The sequence below is a fragment of the Streptomyces sp. NPDC028314 genome (genome assembly GCF_055565795.1).
In genome coordinates this window covers 259132-277505 of sequence record NZ_JBVHTP010000006.1, presented here as the reverse complement: position 1 = coordinate 277505, position 18374 = coordinate 259132, and the positions used below count along the sequence as shown (strand labels likewise).

18 protein-coding genes are annotated in these 18374 nt (G+C 72.0%); 8 read left to right on the top strand and 10 right to left on the bottom strand.

Annotated elements, in window-relative coordinates:
• Positions 1 to 5: 5 nt before the first annotated feature.
• Positions 6 to 425 (bottom strand): aspartate 1-decarboxylase, encoded by a 420-nt coding sequence (gene panD / locus ACZ4TG_RS16680; RefSeq protein WP_048475279.1) that lies wholly within the window; start codon positions 423 to 425, stop codon positions 6 to 8.
• A gap of 337 nt (positions 426 to 762) precedes the next feature.
• Complete coding sequence (locus tag ACZ4TG_RS16675; protein ID WP_468163185.1) at positions 763 to 1092, bottom strand: hypothetical protein; 330 nt, start codon at positions 1090 to 1092, stop codon at positions 763 to 765.
• 99 nt (positions 1093 to 1191) lie between these two features.
• On the opposite strand from ACZ4TG_RS16675, the gene ACZ4TG_RS16670 reads away from it, so the two are divergent.
• The 6 genes from ACZ4TG_RS16670 (at position 1192) to ACZ4TG_RS16645 (ending at position 6119) form a co-directional block, all read left to right on the top strand.
• Positions 1192 to 1593 carry a hypothetical protein gene (locus tag ACZ4TG_RS16670; protein ID WP_468163183.1) on the top strand — a complete coding sequence of 134 codons (402 nt, stop codon included), beginning with the start codon at positions 1192 to 1194 and terminating at the stop codon, positions 1591 to 1593.
• Positions 1594 to 1608: 15 nt separating this feature from the next.
• On the top strand, positions 1609 to 1752 hold the full coding sequence (locus ACZ4TG_RS16665; RefSeq protein ID WP_468163181.1) for a hypothetical protein: 144 nt from the start codon (positions 1609 to 1611) through the stop codon (positions 1750 to 1752).
• Between the two features lie 355 nt (positions 1753 to 2107).
• Positions 2108 to 2563, top strand: coding sequence for a hypothetical protein (locus ACZ4TG_RS16660; protein ID WP_468163179.1), 456 nt, complete (start codon positions 2108 to 2110; stop codon positions 2561 to 2563).
• Positions 2564 to 2570: 7 nt separating this feature from the next.
• A complete protein-coding gene (locus tag ACZ4TG_RS16655; RefSeq protein ID WP_468163177.1) occupies positions 2571 to 4406 on the top strand; it encodes an alpha/beta hydrolase in 1836 nt (611 codons plus the stop codon).
• A gap of 104 nt (positions 4407 to 4510) precedes the next feature.
• Entirely contained in the window at positions 4511 to 5356 is an 846-nt protein-coding gene (locus tag ACZ4TG_RS16650; RefSeq protein ID WP_468163176.1) for a hypothetical protein, read from the top strand.
• Between the two features lie 103 nt (positions 5357 to 5459).
• On the top strand, positions 5460 to 6119 hold the full coding sequence (locus ACZ4TG_RS16645; RefSeq protein ID WP_468163174.1) for a hypothetical protein: 660 nt from the start codon (positions 5460 to 5462) through the stop codon (positions 6117 to 6119).
• Positions 6120 to 6527: 408 nt separating this feature from the next.
• Here the strand turns inward: ACZ4TG_RS16645 and ACZ4TG_RS16640 are convergent, their stop codons facing one another.
• The 4 genes from ACZ4TG_RS16640 to ACZ4TG_RS16625 form a co-directional block, all read right to left on the bottom strand.
• Positions 6528 to 7142, bottom strand: a complete 615-nt coding sequence (locus tag ACZ4TG_RS16640; RefSeq protein ID WP_468163172.1) for a hypothetical protein — start codon at positions 7140 to 7142, stop codon at positions 6528 to 6530.
• A 55-nt stretch (positions 7143 to 7197) separates the two neighbouring features.
• Positions 7198 to 8253 (bottom strand): SCO0930 family lipoprotein, encoded by a 1056-nt coding sequence (locus ACZ4TG_RS16635; protein WP_468163170.1) that lies wholly within the window; start codon positions 8251 to 8253, stop codon positions 7198 to 7200.
• 144 nt (positions 8254 to 8397) lie between these two features.
• Complete coding sequence (locus tag ACZ4TG_RS16630) at positions 8398 to 9843, bottom strand: NADH-ubiquinone oxidoreductase-F iron-sulfur binding region domain-containing protein (protein WP_468163168.1); 1446 nt, start codon at positions 9841 to 9843, stop codon at positions 8398 to 8400.
• Positions 9840 to 11045: a hypothetical protein gene (locus ACZ4TG_RS16625; RefSeq protein ID WP_468163166.1), complete on the bottom strand. Its 1206-nt coding sequence runs from the start codon at positions 11043 to 11045 to the stop codon at positions 9840 to 9842. Before ACZ4TG_RS16625 ends, ACZ4TG_RS16630 begins: the two co-directional genes overlap by 4 nt.
• A gap of 460 nt (positions 11046 to 11505) precedes the next feature.
• Here ACZ4TG_RS16625 and ACZ4TG_RS16620 point away from each other — a divergent pair, with 460 nt between their 5' ends.
• Positions 11506 to 12720, top strand: a complete 1215-nt coding sequence (locus ACZ4TG_RS16620) for a PucR family transcriptional regulator (protein ID WP_468163164.1) — start codon at positions 11506 to 11508, stop codon at positions 12718 to 12720.
• Positions 12721 to 12806: 86 nt separating this feature from the next.
• On the opposite strand, the gene ACZ4TG_RS16615 is transcribed toward ACZ4TG_RS16620, so the two are convergent.
• The 3 genes from ACZ4TG_RS16615 to ACZ4TG_RS16605 all read right to left on the bottom strand — a co-directional run bounded on the left by ACZ4TG_RS16615 (position 12807) and on the right by ACZ4TG_RS16605 (position 15818).
• A complete protein-coding gene (locus ACZ4TG_RS16615; RefSeq protein ID WP_468163162.1) occupies positions 12807 to 13601 on the bottom strand; it encodes an RNA polymerase sigma factor in 795 nt (264 codons plus the stop codon).
• A 141-nt stretch (positions 13602 to 13742) separates the two neighbouring features.
• Positions 13743 to 15140 (bottom strand): DUF1996 domain-containing protein, encoded by a 1398-nt coding sequence (locus ACZ4TG_RS16610; protein ID WP_468163160.1) that lies wholly within the window; start codon positions 15138 to 15140, stop codon positions 13743 to 13745.
• Between the two features lie 9 nt (positions 15141 to 15149).
• A complete protein-coding gene (locus ACZ4TG_RS16605; RefSeq protein WP_468163462.1) occupies positions 15150 to 15818 on the bottom strand; it encodes a DUF4142 domain-containing protein in 669 nt (222 codons plus the stop codon).
• A 425-nt stretch (positions 15819 to 16243) separates the two neighbouring features.
• On the opposite strand from ACZ4TG_RS16605, the gene ACZ4TG_RS16600 reads away from it, so the two are divergent.
• On the top strand, positions 16244 to 17815 hold the full coding sequence (locus ACZ4TG_RS16600) for an alpha/beta hydrolase (RefSeq protein WP_468163158.1): 1572 nt from the start codon (positions 16244 to 16246) through the stop codon (positions 17813 to 17815).
• 53 nt (positions 17816 to 17868) lie between these two features.
• On the opposite strand, the gene ACZ4TG_RS16595 is transcribed toward ACZ4TG_RS16600, so the two are convergent.
• Positions 17869 to 18312: an SRPBCC family protein gene (locus ACZ4TG_RS16595; RefSeq protein ID WP_468163460.1), complete on the bottom strand. Its 444-nt coding sequence runs from the start codon at positions 18310 to 18312 to the stop codon at positions 17869 to 17871.
• Positions 18313 to 18374 lie beyond the last annotated feature (62 nt).

Genomic DNA, 18374 nt, shown 5'->3' with positions numbered 1-18374 from the left:
TCCCCTCAGACAGCCACCGCGTGGGGGCTGCGCTCCTGGTCCGTTCCCGGGACCGGGGCGGACGGATCCGCACCCAGCTCGATGATCCGGTTGTCCGCGTCCACGTGCACGACGCGGGGCTTCAGCGCCCGGGCCTCGGCGTCCTCGACCTGCGCGTAGCTGATGAGGATGACCAGGTCCCCGGGGTGCACGAGATGGGCGGCGGCGCCGTTGATCCCGATGACGCCGGACCCCCGCTCGCCCTCGATGACGTACGTCTCGAGCCGGGCCCCGTTGGTGATGTCCACGATGTGGACCAGCTCGCCGGGCAACAGGTCGGCCGCGTCCAGCAGATCGGCGTCGACGGTCACGGAGCCGACGTAGTGCAGGTCGGCCTGGGTCACGGTGGCCCGGTGGATCTTCGACTTGAACATGGTACGAAGCATGTGGAAACTCCCGAAGTGTCTGCTCCCTGCCTGCTTCTCGCAGGTCAAGGGCGATGCCCGGAGCCTACAGCGGTTCGCATGTCCGGTCAGCTTTCCGGACCATCCTGAACACCCGCTGGTGACCGCTTCCGGTCCGGTTGAAGGGGCGCCGTGGCGCATGCCCTGGGTTTCACCGAGGAAGACCTGCGCCGATTGGCGGGGGCGCGCCTCCTTCGAGCGGGGCTCGGCTGTCTGACCGCGGTGTCCCGGCTGGGCATCGGGGACGCGGTGATCACCACGACGGTGGACGGCACCGACACCTACGAGGTCGAGCTGAGCGAGGACGAGGGCGGCGGCCTCACCGGCTGGTGCGACTGCCCATACGGCAGGAGGGCAACTCGCCCTGGTCGACGAACAGCTCGCCGACAACCGTGAGCTGCGCCGCCGCCTCGAACTGCGCGCGGCCACCGCCGGGGAGGACGCCGGCATCGCCCGCGAGCGCATCCTGAGCCTGCTCGACACCCGCCCCTTCGCCCGCGACGGCTACGTCGAGTACGCCGATGCCCACGCCTACGGGCAGCGGGCGGCGGAGGCGGTCACCGCCCTGCGCGCACTGACCGCGGGCGGCCGGCCGGGCCGCTGACGCGGTGGAGGTCGCCCGCGAGGCGATCCGGTCCCTGGGCGGCACGTACCGGGAGATCGACGACGCGGACGGCCTGATCGGAGGCGTCGCCACCGGGCTGGCCGAAGCCCCCTGGAGGCCTGCCGGACTGCCCGGCCCGACCCGGTGGCGACCGCCGAGTGGCTGGTGGGCCACCTGACGGACGAGGTGAACGACGCCACCGACACGGACCTCTTCGACCACCGGGAGGTGCGGGGCGATCCGGGCATGGCCCGCGCGCGCGAACTGGCGGTGGCCGCCTGGCGGGCCAACCCCAAGGGGTGGGCGGAGAACTACCTCATGGACCGCCTCCTCAAGGTCGACGGCGGCAGCGTGGACGCGCTGATCGCCGTCCACGCGGCAGACCCCGCCCCGTACGGCCACACCCACCTGGCAGGGTGCCGCCGACGGGTACGCGGACGAGCAGCAGTGGCCGGCTCTGGCCGACCGGATCCGCTGCCTGCGACCGGCCGACGCGCTGACCGTTCACCTGCGCCGGATCGAACCGCTGCGCGAGCAGACCGGTGACAGCACGTACGGCTCATGGCGGAACTGCTGCTCAGCGCCCGGGCCTGCCACCATGCGCTGGGTACCGAGGCCGAGTTCGCCGTCTGCCTGGCGGCCCTGCGCGCGGACCAGAGGCGCAAGCCGGAGCTGATCGCGACGCTCGACCGGCACGGACTCTGAGCGGTACGCCCAGGGCCGTGCGCGCCCCCAAGGCCCGGGCATACGCTGGCGCTCGCGCGGAAGCCGGCCGCCGAAGACCCCGACTCGGCTCCGGCCCGACCGCACGGTCGGCGCCCCGTCCCGTCCCTCCGGTTATCGGCGGAGGCGCAGGTCGTCATCGACGCCGACACCCGCCTGGGCTGCCGCCCCCCTGGCCCGATCAGGACCTCTCCGCGGCGCCCTTGAGCGGGGGCACGTACTCATGCGCCTAGGTACAGGTACTCATGTGGAGCCCCGTACAGCACGGGTTGTGTGGTGCTGGTGCGATGTAGTGTTCTCGGCCGGAGTGATCCACAGGGTTATACGGGGGCTGGGCGTGGCGTGGGACGAGTGGGAACAGATCAAGGCCGGCGTGGCCGATGGGCAGGGCGTGTCGATGCGGCTCAACCACGTTCCGGTTGAGCCCAGCAGCGGGCCCAGCGCCGTGACGGGCGGCCTGAAATCCAGCAAGAAGGCGTGGACCACGGCCGGCGCGGGCGTGGGCTCCCTCCGCCAGGGCGTCAGCACCGCGCTGACCAAGCTGGAGGAGGGCCAGGCAGGGCTCGGCGCAACCACGGGCTGTCTGAGCGCGGCCGCGCAGAAGGACGTGTACGACTCCTGGAAGAAGTACGCCGAGAGCGTCAGCGAGCGGTGCGGTTCCCTCCAGGGGATCCTGGAGCAGGTGGGCCGCGACGTGCTGACGACCGATGAGGCGGTCAAGGGCGAGATGAACAAGCTGAACGCCAAGTACGCGGACACGGACGCCCCCGGCGGCCAGTCGACGGGCCGGTGACGACGGGATGGACTACGCCACCCTCAAGGCCTTCAAGCCCTCCGAGTTCGAGGAAGCCGCCGACGGATACCGGACCCTGGGCAATGCTGCCCAGGCGGCCAAGGACCACCTCGAGAACACCGTCGCCACCGGCATGCGCAAGTCGTTGGAGGGCGAGGCCGTGGAGGCGTCGCAGAAACAGCTCCAGGCCCTGGCGAAGAACTTCCACTACACCCTGACCGAGTGCGGCGTGATCAGCACGGCCCTCAACGGGTTCGCCTACGACATGGCGGCCGCCAAGCGGAAGCTGGAGGCGGCGGTCGACGACGCCCAGGCCGACGGCTGCACGGTGAACGGGGACGGCTCGGTCAAGTACCCGGCGGGTCAGAAGCCGGGCGACGAGAAGGTCACCGACGGCGGCACGGTGACGGGGAGCGCCGGAGGCAACGCGACCTCCGACGCCCTGGAGCGCCAGGCGGCGAACATCCACCCGAACCCGAACTACGGCAAGGCGATGGGGTACGCGAACCGGATCGCCGACGCGCTCAAGGAAGCCACCGACGCGGACACGAAGTGGGAGCCGAAGATACGGGCCCTCAAGGCCGATGACGACCTGACCGTGTCCGGCCGGGACTGGGCGGACGTCTCGTCGGACACGGGGGGCGTGCGCGACGCGGCCGATGCCTACCTCGACACGATCAAGCCTCCGCCCAAGAACGACTGGCCCCAGGACAACGCCAACTGGTGGAACGGGCTCTCCCAGGAGCAGCGCGACGCCTACGTCTCCATGCACCCCGCGAGCATCGGAGCCCTCGACGGCCTTCCCTCCGACGTGCGCGACGACGCGAACCGCACCGTGCTCGCGGAGCAGCGCGGCGCCAAGCAGGTCGAGTACGACGCCTGGCTCAAGAAGGAACCGCAGCAGTACAAGCCCTACATCAGCCCCATCACGGGTCGCGAGGTGAAGGGCGCGATGGTCCCGACCGAGGAGTGGAAGGAGTGGAACGAGAAGAAGAAGGAGCTGGAGAACGGCTACAAGGGCATGGACGACATACAGAAACGTTTCGACAGCTTCACGAGCGAGAGCAATCGCCCCTATCTGCTCGGATTCGACGGCAACAACATGGGGCGCGCCATCGTCTCCATCGGAAATCCGGACACCGCCGACAACGTGGTGACGTACGTGCCCGGGACGTTCGCCAAGCTGGAGTCCATCGATGGTGACATCGGCAGGGCCCAGCTTCTCCAGGCGCAGGCGGAAGCCACCGACGGATCCCGGAAGACGGCATCGATCGTGTGGCTCGGTTACGACGCCCCGCAGGGCATCACGACCGATGCGACGGAAACCAAGTGGGCCGACAACGCCAAGGAGCCGCTGGGCAACTTCATCCAGGGCCTCGAGGAATCCAATCACCGTGACGGCGGCGTGAACCAGACGCTCCTGGGTCACAGCTACGGGTCCCTGGTGGTGGGCGAGACGATGAGCATGCACATAGACCTGCCGGTCGACAACGCGATCATGGTGGGTAGTCCGGGGGTGGGCGTGGACCACGCGAAGGACCTGAACATCCCGGCGGACCGCGTCTTCGCGGCCACCGCCAGGAACGACCTCATCAACCTCGCCCCGCCCCCGGCAGGACCCCTGGCCCCCCTCAACCCGAAGGCCTACATGGAGTTCTTCGACGACCACTCGGTCGTCCACGGGACCGACCCGACCTCCGACGACTTCGGCGGCGAGGTCTTCAAGGTCCCCGCCGGGAAGCTGCCGGGCTCGGGCGGGGAGATGATGCCCGCGCACTCCCAGTACTGGGACGACAAGCCCCTCAGAAGCCTGGCAAACATCGTCACCGGAGGACGGCCGTGAATCTACGGAAGGCATTCCCGGCTGCTGCCCTGCTGGCCCTGACGGTCATGGTGACCGGGTGCGGGGCACAGGAAGACAACGGAGACACAGCGAAGCGGGTCACGATGGACAAGAAGCAAGCGATCGACCGGGCGGAACAGATCATTCACCAGGCGGTGGACGGCATGTCGCCCGAGCCGACACTGGAGCGCACCGGCCCCGAGACCGTCGGCCCCTGCATCGCCAGGGACGACCACGGTCCCGACGACCGGCTGCAGGTCACCCTCTTCTACAAGCTCACAGAGGTTCCGGGGACCGAGGCCAGGAACCTGGTGCTGCAGGCGCGGGATGCCTGGCTGAAGCAGGGCTACAAGTACAACTCCTCGACCGAGGAGGACATGTCCGGCCCCTACCCTTGGGTCAGCATGCGCACGGAGCCCGACGACTTCTGGATGGAAGGCATCACGGGAGTCCTGGACCGCACCAAGGGCGAGGGCATCGCCACCCTCAAGGTGAGGTCGCCCTGCTTCCTCCCGCCGGAGAAGTCCTCGGGGTCGACCGCGGCCGGCCCCGCCGCGTTCGAGGCCCCGCAGGCCGACGATCCCGCCACGCGCCGTGCCCTCGGCCACTCCAGCCGGATCTACGACGCGCTGCGGGTCGGATCGGCGCCCACGCAGCCCGGGGAAGGCCTCAGCACGGTCCGGGACGAGTCCGGGACCTCGGTCCACCACACCTGGTCCTCCGAGCCGCTGCCGCAGGACGAGACGGTAGGGGCGCTGGCACGCGCGCGGGCCTTCTTCCGGAGCTCGGGGTGGACGGTGCGCGAGGTACCGACGGCCGAGGGCACTCCCGCCGTCTTCGCCCGCCACCCTGCGGAGGGCACGATCGCCCAGGTCGCGGCCTCGGCCACCGGGGCGGTGCGCGTCGCGGTGACGACGCCCCTCGACGGTCCGGCATCCGCGGACGTATGACAGCCGGCCCGCCGTGCGGCCGGTGCGAGGTCCGGGCGCGGGCCCGGCTCGGACCCCGGGTGAGCGGCGGCAGCCTGGCAAAGATCGTTATCGGAGGAGGACCGTGAATCTGCGCAGAGTGATCGCGCCTGCCGTACTGCTGGCCATGACGGCCGTCGTGACCGCGTGCGGGGTGCAGAAGCAGGTCACGATGGATGAGCAGCAGGCGATCGACCGGGCAGAGGAAATCATCAACCAGGCGGTGGAGGGCATGTCCCCGAAACCGACCCTGGAGCGCATGGGCCCCGCGCCCGTCGGCGCTTGCATAGCCAGGGACGACCACGGTCCTGACGACCGCGTGGCGGTCACCGTCACCTACAAGCTGACCGGGGTTCCGGGGTCCGAGGCCCGGAACCTCGTACGGCAGGCACGGGACACCTGGCTGAAGCAGGGCTACAAGTACAACTCGTCGGGCGAGGTCGACTGGTCCGGCCCCTATCCGTCGGTCTACATGCGCACGGAGCCAGATGACTTCTGGATGGACGCCGTGACCGGGGTCCTGGACCGTACCAAGGGCGAGGGCCTCGCCTCCCTCAAGGTGACATCGCCCTGTTTCCTCCCGCCCGAGAAGGTCTCGGCTTCGACCGGGGCCGACCCCGCCGGACACGAGGGCTCGCGCATCGCGAGCCCCGGCGTCCTGGCGGAGCTGGACACCTCCCCGTACCGCGCCGAGCGCCTGCTGGCCACGGCCGGAAGCGCGGTGGCGCCCTCCCGGCCGGCCTGACGCCGCATGGCACGACCGGGCCGACGCGGCCCAAGAAACCGGACGTAAGTCCTCTTCTTAGCCGTGGAGCTACGCCTGGCGGTAGGTCAACAGGTAGCGCCAGAAGAGCAGTCTGCGCATCGTGGACCCGGGAAGCAGTCCGGAGGCCGCGGCCCGGATCTCCTCGTAGGACATGGTCGGCTGCTTCACCGGCGCCTGGAGCGGGGCGGGCGGGCCGCCGGGCCCGCGGCTCCTCTCCAGGGCCGCCACCAGGGCCCGGGCGGCCGCGTTGACGGGGACGGCGGCCAGGCTCCAGGCCCAGTCCAGGGCCGACCGCTCCGGGTGGCATCCCAGGATGACCAGGACGCCGCCCGGGGCGAGGGCCGCGCGGAGCTTCGCGACCGTGCCGAAGGGCAGGTGTGCCCGCGGTCAGCCGGCGGGCGCGGCGCCGTGCTCCGGGCCGGGCATGGCGCCCTGCTGCGCACCGTGCTCCGGACCGGGCGCTGCCCCGTGCTCCGCACCGTGCTCCTGGCCCGGCATCGCGCCCTGGTCCGCGCCGTGTTCCGCCCCGTGCGCGGTGCCGGTCTCGACCGTGCCGCCGAGGTGTTCGCGCAGCGGGGCCAGGGCCTCGGCCGAGGCGCCGGTGACCACCCAGCGGTTTCCGACGAGGTAGAAGCCCCCGTACATCCGCGACTCGTCGAGCCACGCACGCTGGCCCTGGTCGGCGCTGAAGACAGTCATCCGGAAACCGTCCCTCCCCGCCCCGCACGCGCCTTCTTTCAGTTCCTCCGCGTCGACGGTGATCTCGGGCTGGCAGCCGAGGGCGGCGGCGATCTCCTGGAGCGTGGCGGGGCGGGCGGTGGAAGCCGGGGTCGATGCCGGGGTCGATGCCGGGGCCGGGGCGGCCGCCGCGGCCGGGCGGCCGTCGTGCGCGTCCGTCCGCGCCCTCCCGTGGCCCGCGCAGCCGCCGCAGAGCATCGTGGCGAGCAGTACGGCGACACACGGCGCCACGTGGCGGGCGGTGATGCGGGATGAATCTGGCACGTCTCCCTCACAGGGGTCTGGGCGGGCACGGACACGGAACCGGGCTCGGGCCCGGTCAGCCGGCCGCCGGGACCTTCTTGCCGGCGTCGTTGACCGCGAACCAGAGTCCCTGCTTGCCGTGGCCGTTGGTCTGGCCGGGCTCGGTGTCTCCTGTGAACAGGTAGACGGGCCAGCAGTCGATCGTCAGCTGCTCGCTCCCGTCCGGGCGCTTGACCTTGCCCACGAGTCCGGCGGGAATTCCGGAGGACTTCTCCTTGTCCACGGGCGCGGCCGGCTTCCAGGTGTTCAGGCAGGCATCGAGGCAACCGAATTTCATCGGCCAGGCACTGTCCTTGTCGAATCGGTAGAGCGTACGGCCTGCGGCATCCACCAGAATCTTTCCGAGCTTTTCATTGACGGCCACCGAGAGTTCGATGCCCTCCTTGGAATTCATGTCCCCCATTCCGCCGCCGTTGCCGCCATCGGTCTTCGGCGGCTGCGCGTTCTTCTTGTCTATGGCCTTCTTCCCGTCGGCGGCGAGCGCGTGCCAGGTGCCGCCGACGCCCTCACCCTTGGCCTCGCCCGCCTGAGTGTCCTTCGCGTAGCGGTACACGGGCCAGCCGCCGAGGGTCAGCTGCTTGGAGCCGTCGGTGCGTTCGACCGAGCCGAGCAGGCTCGCGTCGATGCCGGCGGCGGCCGTGGCGTCGTCGGCCGGAACCGCTGGCCAGGCCGTGGCGCAGTCGCCGTCGCAGTTCGATTTGGGGGGCTTGGGCGTGTCCTTGTCGAACCGGTACAGGGTGGCCCCGGCGCTGTCGGTGACCACGCTGCCCACGTCCGCGATGTCCCGCAGGGCGAGCTGCCCGGCCGGTCCGGACTTCCCGGCGGGCGCTTCGCCTCCGTAGCCGGCTGCCGCGCCGGCCGCCGGGTTGGCGCCCGCTCCGGCGGACCCGTATCCGGAGCCGGATCCCGATCCGTATCCCGAGTCGTATCCGTTGCCGATGGCCTTGCCGGCGCCCGCCGGCTGTACGGAATTCACCGCGCGGTCCGACCCGCCTCCGCTGCATCCTGCCGCCAGCATCAGTACTGCCATTACCGATCCGGCGGCTGCCGTCCCACGATGCCTGTTGTTCACGATCACTCCTTCGGGTCCAGCCCGGCGTTTCGCTTACTGGCTTATTCATAAGGCCTGCGAGGCCTATTGAATTCAGAATCGAAGGAATTTGTCAGATCGCGCCAAAGGCTGAACTCGCGTCGACGGCAGCCGTTTACCGCGAGCTCATTCCTGAATACGCAGGGCCAGCGCCGGGCAGCGGCGCACCGCGCGGAGCGCCTTGGGCCGCAGGCGTCCGGGTACCGGCATGACCGCCTGCGCGGGGTAGCCGTCGGCGTCCAGCCGGACGACGTCGGGGAGCAGGTCCACGCACAGCCCGTGCCCCTTGCACAGCGTCCAGTCCACGACGAGCCGTTCGGGGTTCTCGTCGGCCGGCAGCGGCAGGGCGCCCAGGACGCGGCGTCCGCAGCCGCTGCCGAGGGCGTGGTCGCGGAACTCGTCGGGGAAGACGGCCAGTGCGGAGGCGACGAAGGACGAGGTGCCGTCGGGGTGGCTGCACGCACCGCGGCCGCGCACGCTGCGCATCCGTGCCTGCACCGCTTCGAGGGCGGCCCCGCCCCCGCCCCCCACGAGGGCGTCCACGGCGTCGGCCAGCGAGGGCAGGCCGCGGACGCACGGGCCGCACTGGCCGGCCGATTCGTCGGCCATCCAGCGGGTCACCCGGGCGACCTCGCCGGCCGGGCAGGTGTCCTCGGGCAGCGGCAGCACCGCCCCGGCGCCCAGTACCGCGTCGTACGAGGCCAGCGACTGCCGGGACAGGGCGGCCGAGCGCGCCGCGCCCGGGGCCAGCCAGCGGCCGTGGTAGCCGCCGACGAGCACGCCCTGGCCGGGGGCCGTGCCGCAGAGTTCCAGGACGTACTCCAGCGAGGTGCCGGTCGGCACTTCGACGACCGTGGCTCCGGCCACGGTCAGCATGATGGTGCCGGGCTCGGCCTCGGTGCCGGCCATGCAGTACTCCTCGACGCCCAGCCGGGCGGCGACGCCGAGCTGGGCGTACGTCTCGGTGTTGGACAGCAGGGTGGGCAGCCCGCCCAGCCCCCGTTCGCTGGTCCGCACCTTCTGCCCGGACGGCAGTGCGGGGCCGCCCTCGATCCCGTTGATGAGGGAGGTCCCCTCCCCCGTGACGAACCGCTCGGGGAGCCTGACGACGCGGACCCGGCGCCCCGAGGGGCCGCGTTCGGCGACGGCTTCCCGCAGGGACTGCTCGACGTCCTCCCGGGTCACGCCGACGGCCACGTCCTCGGCGCCGATCGCGGCGGCGGCCAGCAGGGCGCCGTCGATCACCAGGTGCGGTACGTGCAGCAGCAGGGCGGTGTCCTTGAGGCAGCTCGGTTCGCCCTCGCTGCCGTTGACGACCACGGCGGTACGACCGTCGCCGGCCCGGGCGGACCGGGTGACGGCGCGCAGCTTGCGGGCGAAGGGGAAGCCCGCTCCGCCGCGGCCCCGCAGGTCGATGCCCTCGGCGAGCTCCATGAGCTCCTCGGGGCGGTACCGGGGCAGCGGCCCGTGGACGGCGAGGTGGGCCGCGCGGTCGAGCCGCGCGGCGGCGTCGAGCCCCGCCAGCAGCCGGGGCATGCCCACGCAGCCGAGAGCCGGGTTCTGCACGGTCACTGTCGCCCCCGCATGCCGTCGACCGGCCCGCCGGGCCGGTCCGTGGTGACGCCGATGCGGCTGGGAAAGAACACCGAGCCGTAGGGCGGGTAGCCGGGTTCGGGCGGTACGGGCCGGGATGCGGTCACCGGCCCGGCCGCGCCGCGCTGGATGAGGAGGGGGTCCGGCTCGCGCCCGCCGGGCCGGCCGGCTCCCTGCCCGGCGAACGAAGGCTGTGCGTAGGGCTGTTCGTAGGGCTGTTCGGGAGTCCGCCCGGCGGCCGGTGGGGCCGGCTCCCACTCGGGCTCCCATTCGGGCTGCGGCTCCGGCTCCGGCCGCTGGTCGGTCTGCCGGGCCAGCCGGGCCGTCAGCCGGGCCGCGGCCCATTCCGCGGGCCTGCGGACGAACGGCCGGGGGGTGCGCGGGGGCGCCTGCCCGGGGGTGCGGGGTGCGGAGGGCGATCCGACCGAGGGCCGGGCGGGGGTGGCACGCAGTCGCGCCCGGAGCCGGACGGCCAGCACGCCCGCGACGCCGATCAGGCACAGGCCGTACGCCACGGTCACCCAACCGCTCGCCGGGCGGCCGGACTTCAGCCCGTGCACGAGCGAGGCCCCCCAGGCCGGGTACGCGCCCATGTGCAGGGCCCGCCACCACAGGGACCGGCCCTTGGTGGCGAAGGCGCTGCGGACCGCGCCGGAGACGGCCACGGAGACGAAGAGGTATCCCGCGAGGGTGCCGAGTCCGATGAGGACGGGCCGATCGCGGTCCGCGAAGGGCACGATCACGGAGGCGGCTCCCGTCTGCGACTCGGCGACCTTGACCCAGATGTGCAGGGCGAGGAAGCCGAGCCCGGAGACGGCGAGGCCGCGGTGCACCCCCTGGGCGACCAGCCGGTGTCCGGACCTGAGCAGCGTCCGGTCGGTGGCCGCCAGGCCCCACAGGACGGCGGAGGTGAGCGAGACGAGCGACAGTACGCCCGCCCCGTAGTCGAGGAACTCCCATACGTGCGACAGGGCGCCGGCCCGGGCCGCCACGGCCAGGGCGGCCAGGGCGGCGAGCGCCGCGAGGCTGAGGGCGCCGGGGTGCAGGCCTCCGGCCGCGGACAGAAGGGGCGGCCGCCGTACGGCCCGCCGCCCGGCGGCCGCGGCGGCGGCCACGCCGGCGTGGCGTCTGGTGCGGCGGGCCCGGTGTGAACGGGGCGTACGGGGTTGGGGCAGGGGCATGTAGTTCTCCCATACGCCCAGGCCCCGAGCACTCCACCTCGCGCTCGGCGCCCGGGGGCAGTCGTCGGAACTGCTCCGCGGCAGGCGGGAGATGGGTGCCTCGCCGGCCGGGAGCGGGGGCCGGAGTGCAGAAGCATCGTGGAGCTTCGCAGCACCTCCACGGGATTTATCGAAACGTGATAATTTCTGGCCCCCGCGCAGTCATCGACTCGAACATCCCCGGAAGATTCCCTTCCAGTGGTGCGGTAGCGACCAGGTTGACGCCTTGTCCGCCGCCACACCTCCCCGACGGCAAAATCGAGGCAAGGTCGCGGGACTGCAAGTGGTTGGCATGCTCCTGGAGGGAGTACGAGGCGCTCAACTCCCCTGTCGGCACGGACGCCGACGGGGAGGGGACAGCCCCGACAGGCTTGTCACCCTCCCACGGGGCAGGCCATACCCCGGCATGAACGAGGTAACAATGTGCGAACTTCTGAACCGCATCTGGTCCCGCCCACGTGGCGAGTGGACCCGGGTCCTGCGAAAGGAACTGCCCGCGCTGGCCGCGGGGATAGTGGAGGAACTGCGGGAGGGCAACCCCGGCTCCTCCGTACTCATCGAGGACATCGACGACGAGGTGGTCAGACGGCGGGTGGAGTCGGCTCTGCTCACGGCCCTCGGTTACCGCGAGCCCGCCGCCCCGCGGCAGGACGAGGAAACCGACCAGGAGACCGACGAGGAATCCGACCGGGAAGCCGACGAGGACCAGCGGGAGCGCCGTACGGCGACGGCCGCGGCCTCCCGGCAGCAGGACACTGACCGCGGCGCCTGCGACCCGCACCCCGCCGGACCGCTGCCTCCCCTCAAGGCCGTCCCGTCGACCGGATTCGCCCCGGCGCCCGAACGCGCCCGGCGTGAGCTCTTCGCCGCACTTACGGCTGACATGCCCATGTCCGAAATAGCCCTGACCGAACTGGCCTCGGCCGCCCGCTGGCCCCTGCCCGGCGCCGTACGGGCCATCGCCCTGGCCTCCCCCGGGGAGACCCAGCAGCTGGCGGCCGTCCTCGACGACGCCCTGGCCGGTATGGCCGGCGGCCAGCCGTGCCTGCTGGTCCCCACCCCCGACCCGGAAGCACGCGCCCCCTTCGAAGGCGCGCTGCGCGGCCGGTTCGCCGCCGTCGGACACCCCGTCCCCCTCCGCGACACCGCCTCCTCGCTGCGCTGGGCCGTACGGCTGCTCAACCTCACCCCGACCCGGTCCGGCCCGGACGCCCGGGCCGTCTTCGTCGACGACCACCTCTCGACCCTGCTGCTGCTCCAGGACGAACCCCTGGCCCACGCGCTGGCCGCCCGCTGGCTGCGGCCGCTGGCCGACCTCACCCCGCGCCAGAGCGAACGGCTCGAAGTGACCCTTCTGGCCTGGCTGGAGGGCGGCGGCGCACCCGAGGCCGCCAAGGCCCTCAGCGTGCATCCGCAGACCGTGCGCTACCGCATGCGGCAGTTGGAGAAGCTCTTCGGGCCCGGCCTGCGCGACCCCCGCACCCGGTTCGAGCTGGAGATGGCCCTGCGCAGCCGCCGCCTCATGGCCCAGGTCAGGCGCCAGCACTCCCGGGTCACCCGCCGGGCCCGGGTGGTCACCGCGGACTTCCGGCCCCCGCTGGGCGCCGGGCGGATGGCCCGCGTCAACGGCCTGTAGCCGGGAGACCCCCGGCGAACGGCCCCCCGACGAACGGCCCCGGCCCCTCCCCCACACCGACGGGGAGGGGCCGGGGCCGTTGCCGTTCACCTTGCGGCGAGTACCGGGCCCGGTCCGGCGCGCAGCGCGCCGTTGAGGTCGGCCAGCTCCGCGTAGGCCCGCGCGCAGGAGCCGCAGGCCGCCAGATGGCGGCCCAGGCCGCGCGACACCCCGCGGCGCCTGACAGCCGCGCCGAGCAGGGTGGAGTAGTGGCGGCACCGGTCATCGGCGCCGCCGTCGACGTGGGCGTCCAGGTAGGCCTCGCGCAGGCCCTCGCGGGCGCGGAAGGCCAGCGAGGTCACGGCGCTCGGGGTGATGCCGAGCAGTACGGGAACCTGGTGCGGGCAGTCGTCCTCCACGAGCGTGTGCCACAGAACGGCCTTCCAGCGCGCCGGCAGGGTCCGGAAGGAGCGCACGGCCAGCCGGCGGTCCTCCCGGTCCAGCAGCCCGCGCTGCGGGTCCGCGCCGGCCGGGCCGGGGCGGCACCAGGCCTCGATGTCGGGCGTCAGGACGGTCCGCTCCTCCCCGGTGCGCCATTCCGCGGCGGTGTGCCGGACGACGGCGAGGAGGTACGGACGCCAGTGGTCGCGGGGTCCCGCGCCGGACCGTACGGCCTGGAGGGTGCGGAGGAAGGCTTCCGACACGAGGTCCTCGGCGTCCTGCGGGGCCCGGCACCAGGACCGGGCGCAGGCGAGGACGGCCGGGAAGTGGCGCCGGTACAGGAGCTCGCAGGCCTCGGGGTCCATGGCGCCCGAGGTGCGGGGCCGCCGGAGCCGGCGGATGAGTTCCCGGTCGGACGCGGCGCGCGGAGCGCGGGAGTCGTTGTCTGAGGGCACGGGCATGTCGCTCCTCGTGTGCTGCGGGGCCGGCGGGCCCCGTCGGAGACAGCAGTACGCGGTGCCGGCCCGAAGTCGCCTTCGGACCGGCACCGCTCTCGGGGCCGCGCGGGGGGAGGTGGGAGGACGGGCGCCGCCCCGAGAGTCTCAGCGGCAGGCGCGCCCGCCGTTGATGCAGCGAACGGCGTTGGCCATCAGACCGTTCGACATGACGTTGATGAAGTCGCCGTGGTCGGTCACCGGCTTGTGCAGCTGCTCGGGGAAGCTGTCCACCGCGAACTTGGCGCCGGGCGCCACGCCGTACGTGATCCGCTGCACCAGCTGCGGGATGGCCTTGAAGCCGCGCGGGCAGGAGCCGTCGTTGCCGGCGAAGGCCACGTGGGTGCGGTGGTTGGCGCTGTCGATGTTCTTGCCGTCCCAGCAGCTCTGGAACTTGAAGGTGCGCACGACGTCACTGCCCTTGGGGCAGATCGGGTACTTGTCCTTCAGCTGCCGGTTCTCGAAGCCGGTGCAGCTCCAGGAGGCGTTCGCGTTGGCGTTGCCGTTGGTGAAGGCCTTGGCGTCGCCGGTGATGATGCGCAGGAAGCGCGGCATGGCGGCGACCCGGCTGACGGGGCTGCCCTTGAACTCGATCGTCACCTGCTTCGGCTGGAGGATGGTGCCCACGTTGGCGTCCTTGCCGCCGCCGGGGGCGTTCGCGTCCTTCTCCGCGCGGCCGTCGCGCAGCCGCAGCACCGGCCAGTAGTAGGTGGACTGGTCGCCGTTGGAACAGGTGGTGCCGGAGGCGGCGAGGCTGTTGTTCGTCGAGAAGGCGTCCGTGGTCTTGTTGCCCACGTAGTCGTGCATGTGGTGGGCGCCGTTGCTCACGCCTGGGGCGACGATGACGTTGTCCGGGTTGAAGTGCTTGTTCTCGTTGCGGCCGCACTGCACGCTGAGCGAGCCCTTGGAGGCACCGGACTTGGCGGCCGGGGTGCGCACGTTCGGTTTCACATTACCGATGGCGACGAAGTCGCTGCGCGCCGGCCCGCCACTGCCGTTGCCCTTGCCGGCGGCCTGGTTCTGCGGTGCCGCCGCCTTGGCATCGGCCTGGGCGCCCGGCTCGTCCGGGGTGTCGGCGGCCGCGGCCTGCTTCATCTCACAGCCGGCGAGCCCGTCCAGTCCTTCGGGCCGGGCGGCCGACCGGCCGATCGCCTCGGACATCTTGTTGATCGTCCTGCCCCGCTGGTCCTTCAGCTCGCCGAGCAGCGCGCCGCTCTGGGCCTTGCCCGTGGCGAGCCGCTGGTACGAGTCCGCGATCTGGGTGTCCAGCTTCGCCAGTTCCGCGTCGACTTCGGGGCGGGCCTGTTCGGGTACCTCGCGGAGTTTGTCGCCCACGTCGGGGCAGTCGATGGTGGCCGTCACCGGCGCCGTCCGCGCGGAGTCCTGTCCGGCTGATGCCCCCTGGGCGACGATCACTACCCCGCCGCCGCCCAGGACCAGGGCGGACACGATGGCGAGGGCCTTGTGCGACGGCCGTAGGCGGCGTTTGTGGCCCTTTTTACTCATGCGATCACTTCACTTCGTCGGGGGTCGGGAAACGGTGGAGGGGGCGGGCGAGGCGTCCGCCAGGCCGTCGAAGTCGACCAGCCCGCTGGCCTCGAGGACCGAGATGTGGTCCAGGACGGTGGTGTTGGCGTCCGTGGCGAGCGCCCGGACCATGGAGTTGCGGGTCTGCGCGCGGATCTGGGCCACCAGGGCGAACACCTTGCCGTGCGCCCGGCGCAGCAGCTGGACGAACAGCCTTTCGTACTCGTTGCCCTGGGCGCGGTTCAGTTGGTTGAGCCAGCCCTGCTGCTGTTCGTTGGGCTGGTCGGGCAGTTCCACGCCGAGCGCCTCGCCCACCTCGATGACGCGCCGGTCGAGCTCGGTGTGGCCTTCGATGAGGTGCTCGCCGGCGGTGCGCACCGTGGGCCGCGAGCCGCGCTGCTGGGCCTGCCGCCCGGCGGGCAGCTCCCACAGTCCGGCGAGCCGTACCTTGCGCACGAAGTCCCGGTCCTGGGGGGTCAGGGGTCCGAAGGCGGTGCTCATCACCCCGGCGCCGTCGTCATCGCCGGCCGGGGCCGTGGCCGCCGAGGCGTTCCTGCCGCCGAAGCTCTGCACGGGGATCAGCAGTGCGATCAGCGTGAAGGCGAGGGCGCCGATGACGATGCCCGTTCCCATCACGTGTCTCGACGCCACCGACATGGCTCCGACGGTCGACCGGCGGAATGACAGCACTGTGCCTCCTTGCTGCTGGACCGGGAGGAGCTGCGGGTCGCAAGGTCCGGCGGCGGTGCCTGTCGCGTCGCCAGGACGGACCACCGCCACCCGAACTCCCGGGTGGCAAGGGACGCTAGTGCCAGTTGTGGTGGCCTTTTTGAAGGACCATCACGAATGGACAAACATCCGGGCAACGCCTCGAAAGGCTGGTACGGTTCGGGCGCCCGGACCGCAGGCGGCCGCTCCGAAGCCCGCCTGCCGTTCAACGCTGCTGGCGTGTCGGCCAGTTGTCCGGATTTCCACTCATTCGCGAGGAGCATGAGAGCCGCCCTCCGGGATGATTCGCCCAGCCCTTCGGGTGCCACATCGTGTGCGGGGAAGCGTCCCTCACCCGAAAGGAACGGCACTTCGTGCGCAACAAACGATTCGCACCCCTGCTCGCCGCCGCCGGACTCCTCGCATCCGCCGTCCCCCTGCTGTCCGCGACCCAGGCCTCAGCCGCGCCCGGTTCCGACCCCTACTCGCCCCAGAAGCCCTCCTGGCACCGCTGCAGCGCGGACCAGCCGGCCTCGTACGAGTGCGCGACCCTCAAGGTCCCGCTCGACTACCAGCGCCCCAAGGGGCCCTCGATCGACCTCGCGATATCCCGGGTCAGGAGCGAGAACCCGGCCGGGCGGCACGGCGCCATGCTGCTGAACCCGGGCGGGCCGGGCGGTGCCGGCCTCGATCTGCCGCTGATGATGAACGAGGCGATGCCCAAGGAGGTCCGCGAGAAGTACGACCTCATCGGCTTCGACCCGCGCGGCGTCGGCGCCAGCAGCCCCATCACCTGCGGGCTGACGGAGGCCGAGAAGAACATGAACCGGCCCTACCGGCCCGAGACCTTCCCGTCGGACGTGGCCTGGGCGCGCACCGTCGCGGACAAGTGCCGGGACAAGGCCGGCTCCGTGCTCCCGCACATCACCACCCGCAACACCGCGCGCGACATGGACTCGATCCGTGCGGCGCTGGGCGAGCGGAAGATCTCGTACCTGGGCTACTCGTACGGGACCTACCTCGGCGCCGTGTACGCGCAGATGTTCCCGAACCGCACGGACCGCTTCGTCCTGGACAGCGGGGTCGACCCGGACCGGATCTGGCGCGGCATGATCCAGGTGTGGGCGACCGAGGCGGAGCCGGCCTTCGCACGGTGGACCCGGTGGACCGCCGAACGCGCGGACCACTACCGGCTCGGCGACAGCCCGAAGGCGGTGTCCGACACCTTCTGGGCCCTGGTGGCGCGCGCCGACAAGGACCCGATCGTCGTCGACGGGCAGAAGTACACCGGCGATGACATCCGGGCGGGGCGGGGGATGTTCTTCTACCCCGAGATGGCCGCCGAGGCCGTCAAGTCCCTCAAGGACGCGGCCGAGGGCCGGCCGCCGACGGCCGCGCCCGACCTCAAGCGGTTCTCCCAGCGCCCCGCCCCCGCCGCCGGGGCGGCGGACGACAACGGTGACGCCGTGTTCTGGTCCGTGGTGTGCGGGGACACCGACACCTGGTCGCACGACCCCGAGCGGTACCGCAGGGACGCGATCAGGGACAAGGCCGCCTACCCGCTGTACGGGGACATGGCGTCCAACATCAAGCCGTGCGCGTTCTGGCAGCGGCCGGTCGAGCGGGCCACGCCGATGAAGACCCGGGCGAACGTGATGACCGTGCAGAACGAGTGGGACTCCCAGACCCCGCTCGTCAGCGGCCGGGGCCTGCACCGCGCGCTCAAGGGCTCGCGGATGGTGCTGGCGCAGGGCGGCGAGGGCCACGCGGTGTATCTCTCCGACCCCAACTCCTGTGTGAACGCGCCGGTCAGCGCGTACCTGACCACCGGCCGGCTGCCCGCCCGGGACGTGACCTGCCGGTCGGTGCCGGGCGCTCCGCAGCGGCAGGCGGTACCGGATCCCTCGAAGCCGCTGCCCTTCCCGGCGGGACCGCAGCGGTTCTGATGCCGGCGGCTCCACGGGCGTTGCGCCGAGCGGAACGCCCGTGGGCCCTCACGTCAGGAGAGGGACGGGGACGCCTCCACGGCCGCCTTGATCCGGCGGCCGAAGTCGGGGGCGTCCTTGCGGGCGGCGCTCAGCGCGAAGCCGAGGAGGAGTTTGCCGAGGCCGTGCCCTTCGAGGGTGTTGTGGATCCGGACCCGGGTACGGCCTCCGGGGAGCGCCTCGAAGTCGTAGCCGCCCTCGGCGGTGATCAGGTTCTTGCTCTGCTCGGTCCAGCGGATCGAGTGCGGCGGGTCGAACCCGTCGATCCGGAACTCCCGGGCGGTCTTCATCCCGGCGTCCTTGACGGTGCTGCGGAAGACGGTGCCGACCGCCGTCGGTCCCTCGGGGACGCGGGTGATCTCCTGGACGCGCGGGCTGAACCGCGGGTCGTTGCGGCCGTCGGCGAGGTACGCGAACTCCAGGGTCTCGCGCAGGGTGGCGGTGAAGTCGAGGCGCAGGACGGCGAGGGCGGGGTCCGCCTCGTACGCGGCCACCAGCCCCGACGCGAGCGCCGGCGGCT

Coding starts and splice junctions, on each gene's coding strand:
- ACZ4TG_RS16615 (WP_468163162.1), bottom strand. CDS start 13,601: ATGCCCGTGCCCTCAGACAACGACTCCCGCGCTCCGCGCGCCGCGTCC.
- ACZ4TG_RS16610 (WP_468163160.1), bottom strand. CDS start 15,140: ATGAGTAAAAAGGGCCACAAACGCCGCCTACGGCCGTCGCACAAGGCC.
- panD (WP_048475279.1), bottom strand. CDS start 425: ATGCTTCGTACCATGTTCAAGTCGAAGATCCACCGGGCCACCGTGACC.
- ACZ4TG_RS16665 (WP_468163181.1), top strand. CDS start 1,609: ATGGCGGAACTGCTGCTCAGCGCCCGGGCCTGCCACCATGCGCTGGGT.
- ACZ4TG_RS16605 (WP_468163462.1), bottom strand. CDS start 15,818: ATGTCGGTGGCGTCGAGACACGTGATGGGAACGGGCATCGTCATCGGC.
- ACZ4TG_RS16650 (WP_468163176.1), top strand. CDS start 4,511: ATGGACAAGAAGCAAGCGATCGACCGGGCGGAACAGATCATTCACCAG.
- ACZ4TG_RS16625 (WP_468163166.1), bottom strand. CDS start 11,045: ATGCCCCTGCCCCAACCCCGTACGCCCCGTTCACACCGGGCCCGCCGC.
- ACZ4TG_RS16620 (WP_468163164.1), top strand. CDS start 11,506: ATGTGCGAACTTCTGAACCGCATCTGGTCCCGCCCACGTGGCGAGTGG.
- ACZ4TG_RS16655 (WP_468163177.1), top strand. CDS start 2,571: ATGGACTACGCCACCCTCAAGGCCTTCAAGCCCTCCGAGTTCGAGGAA.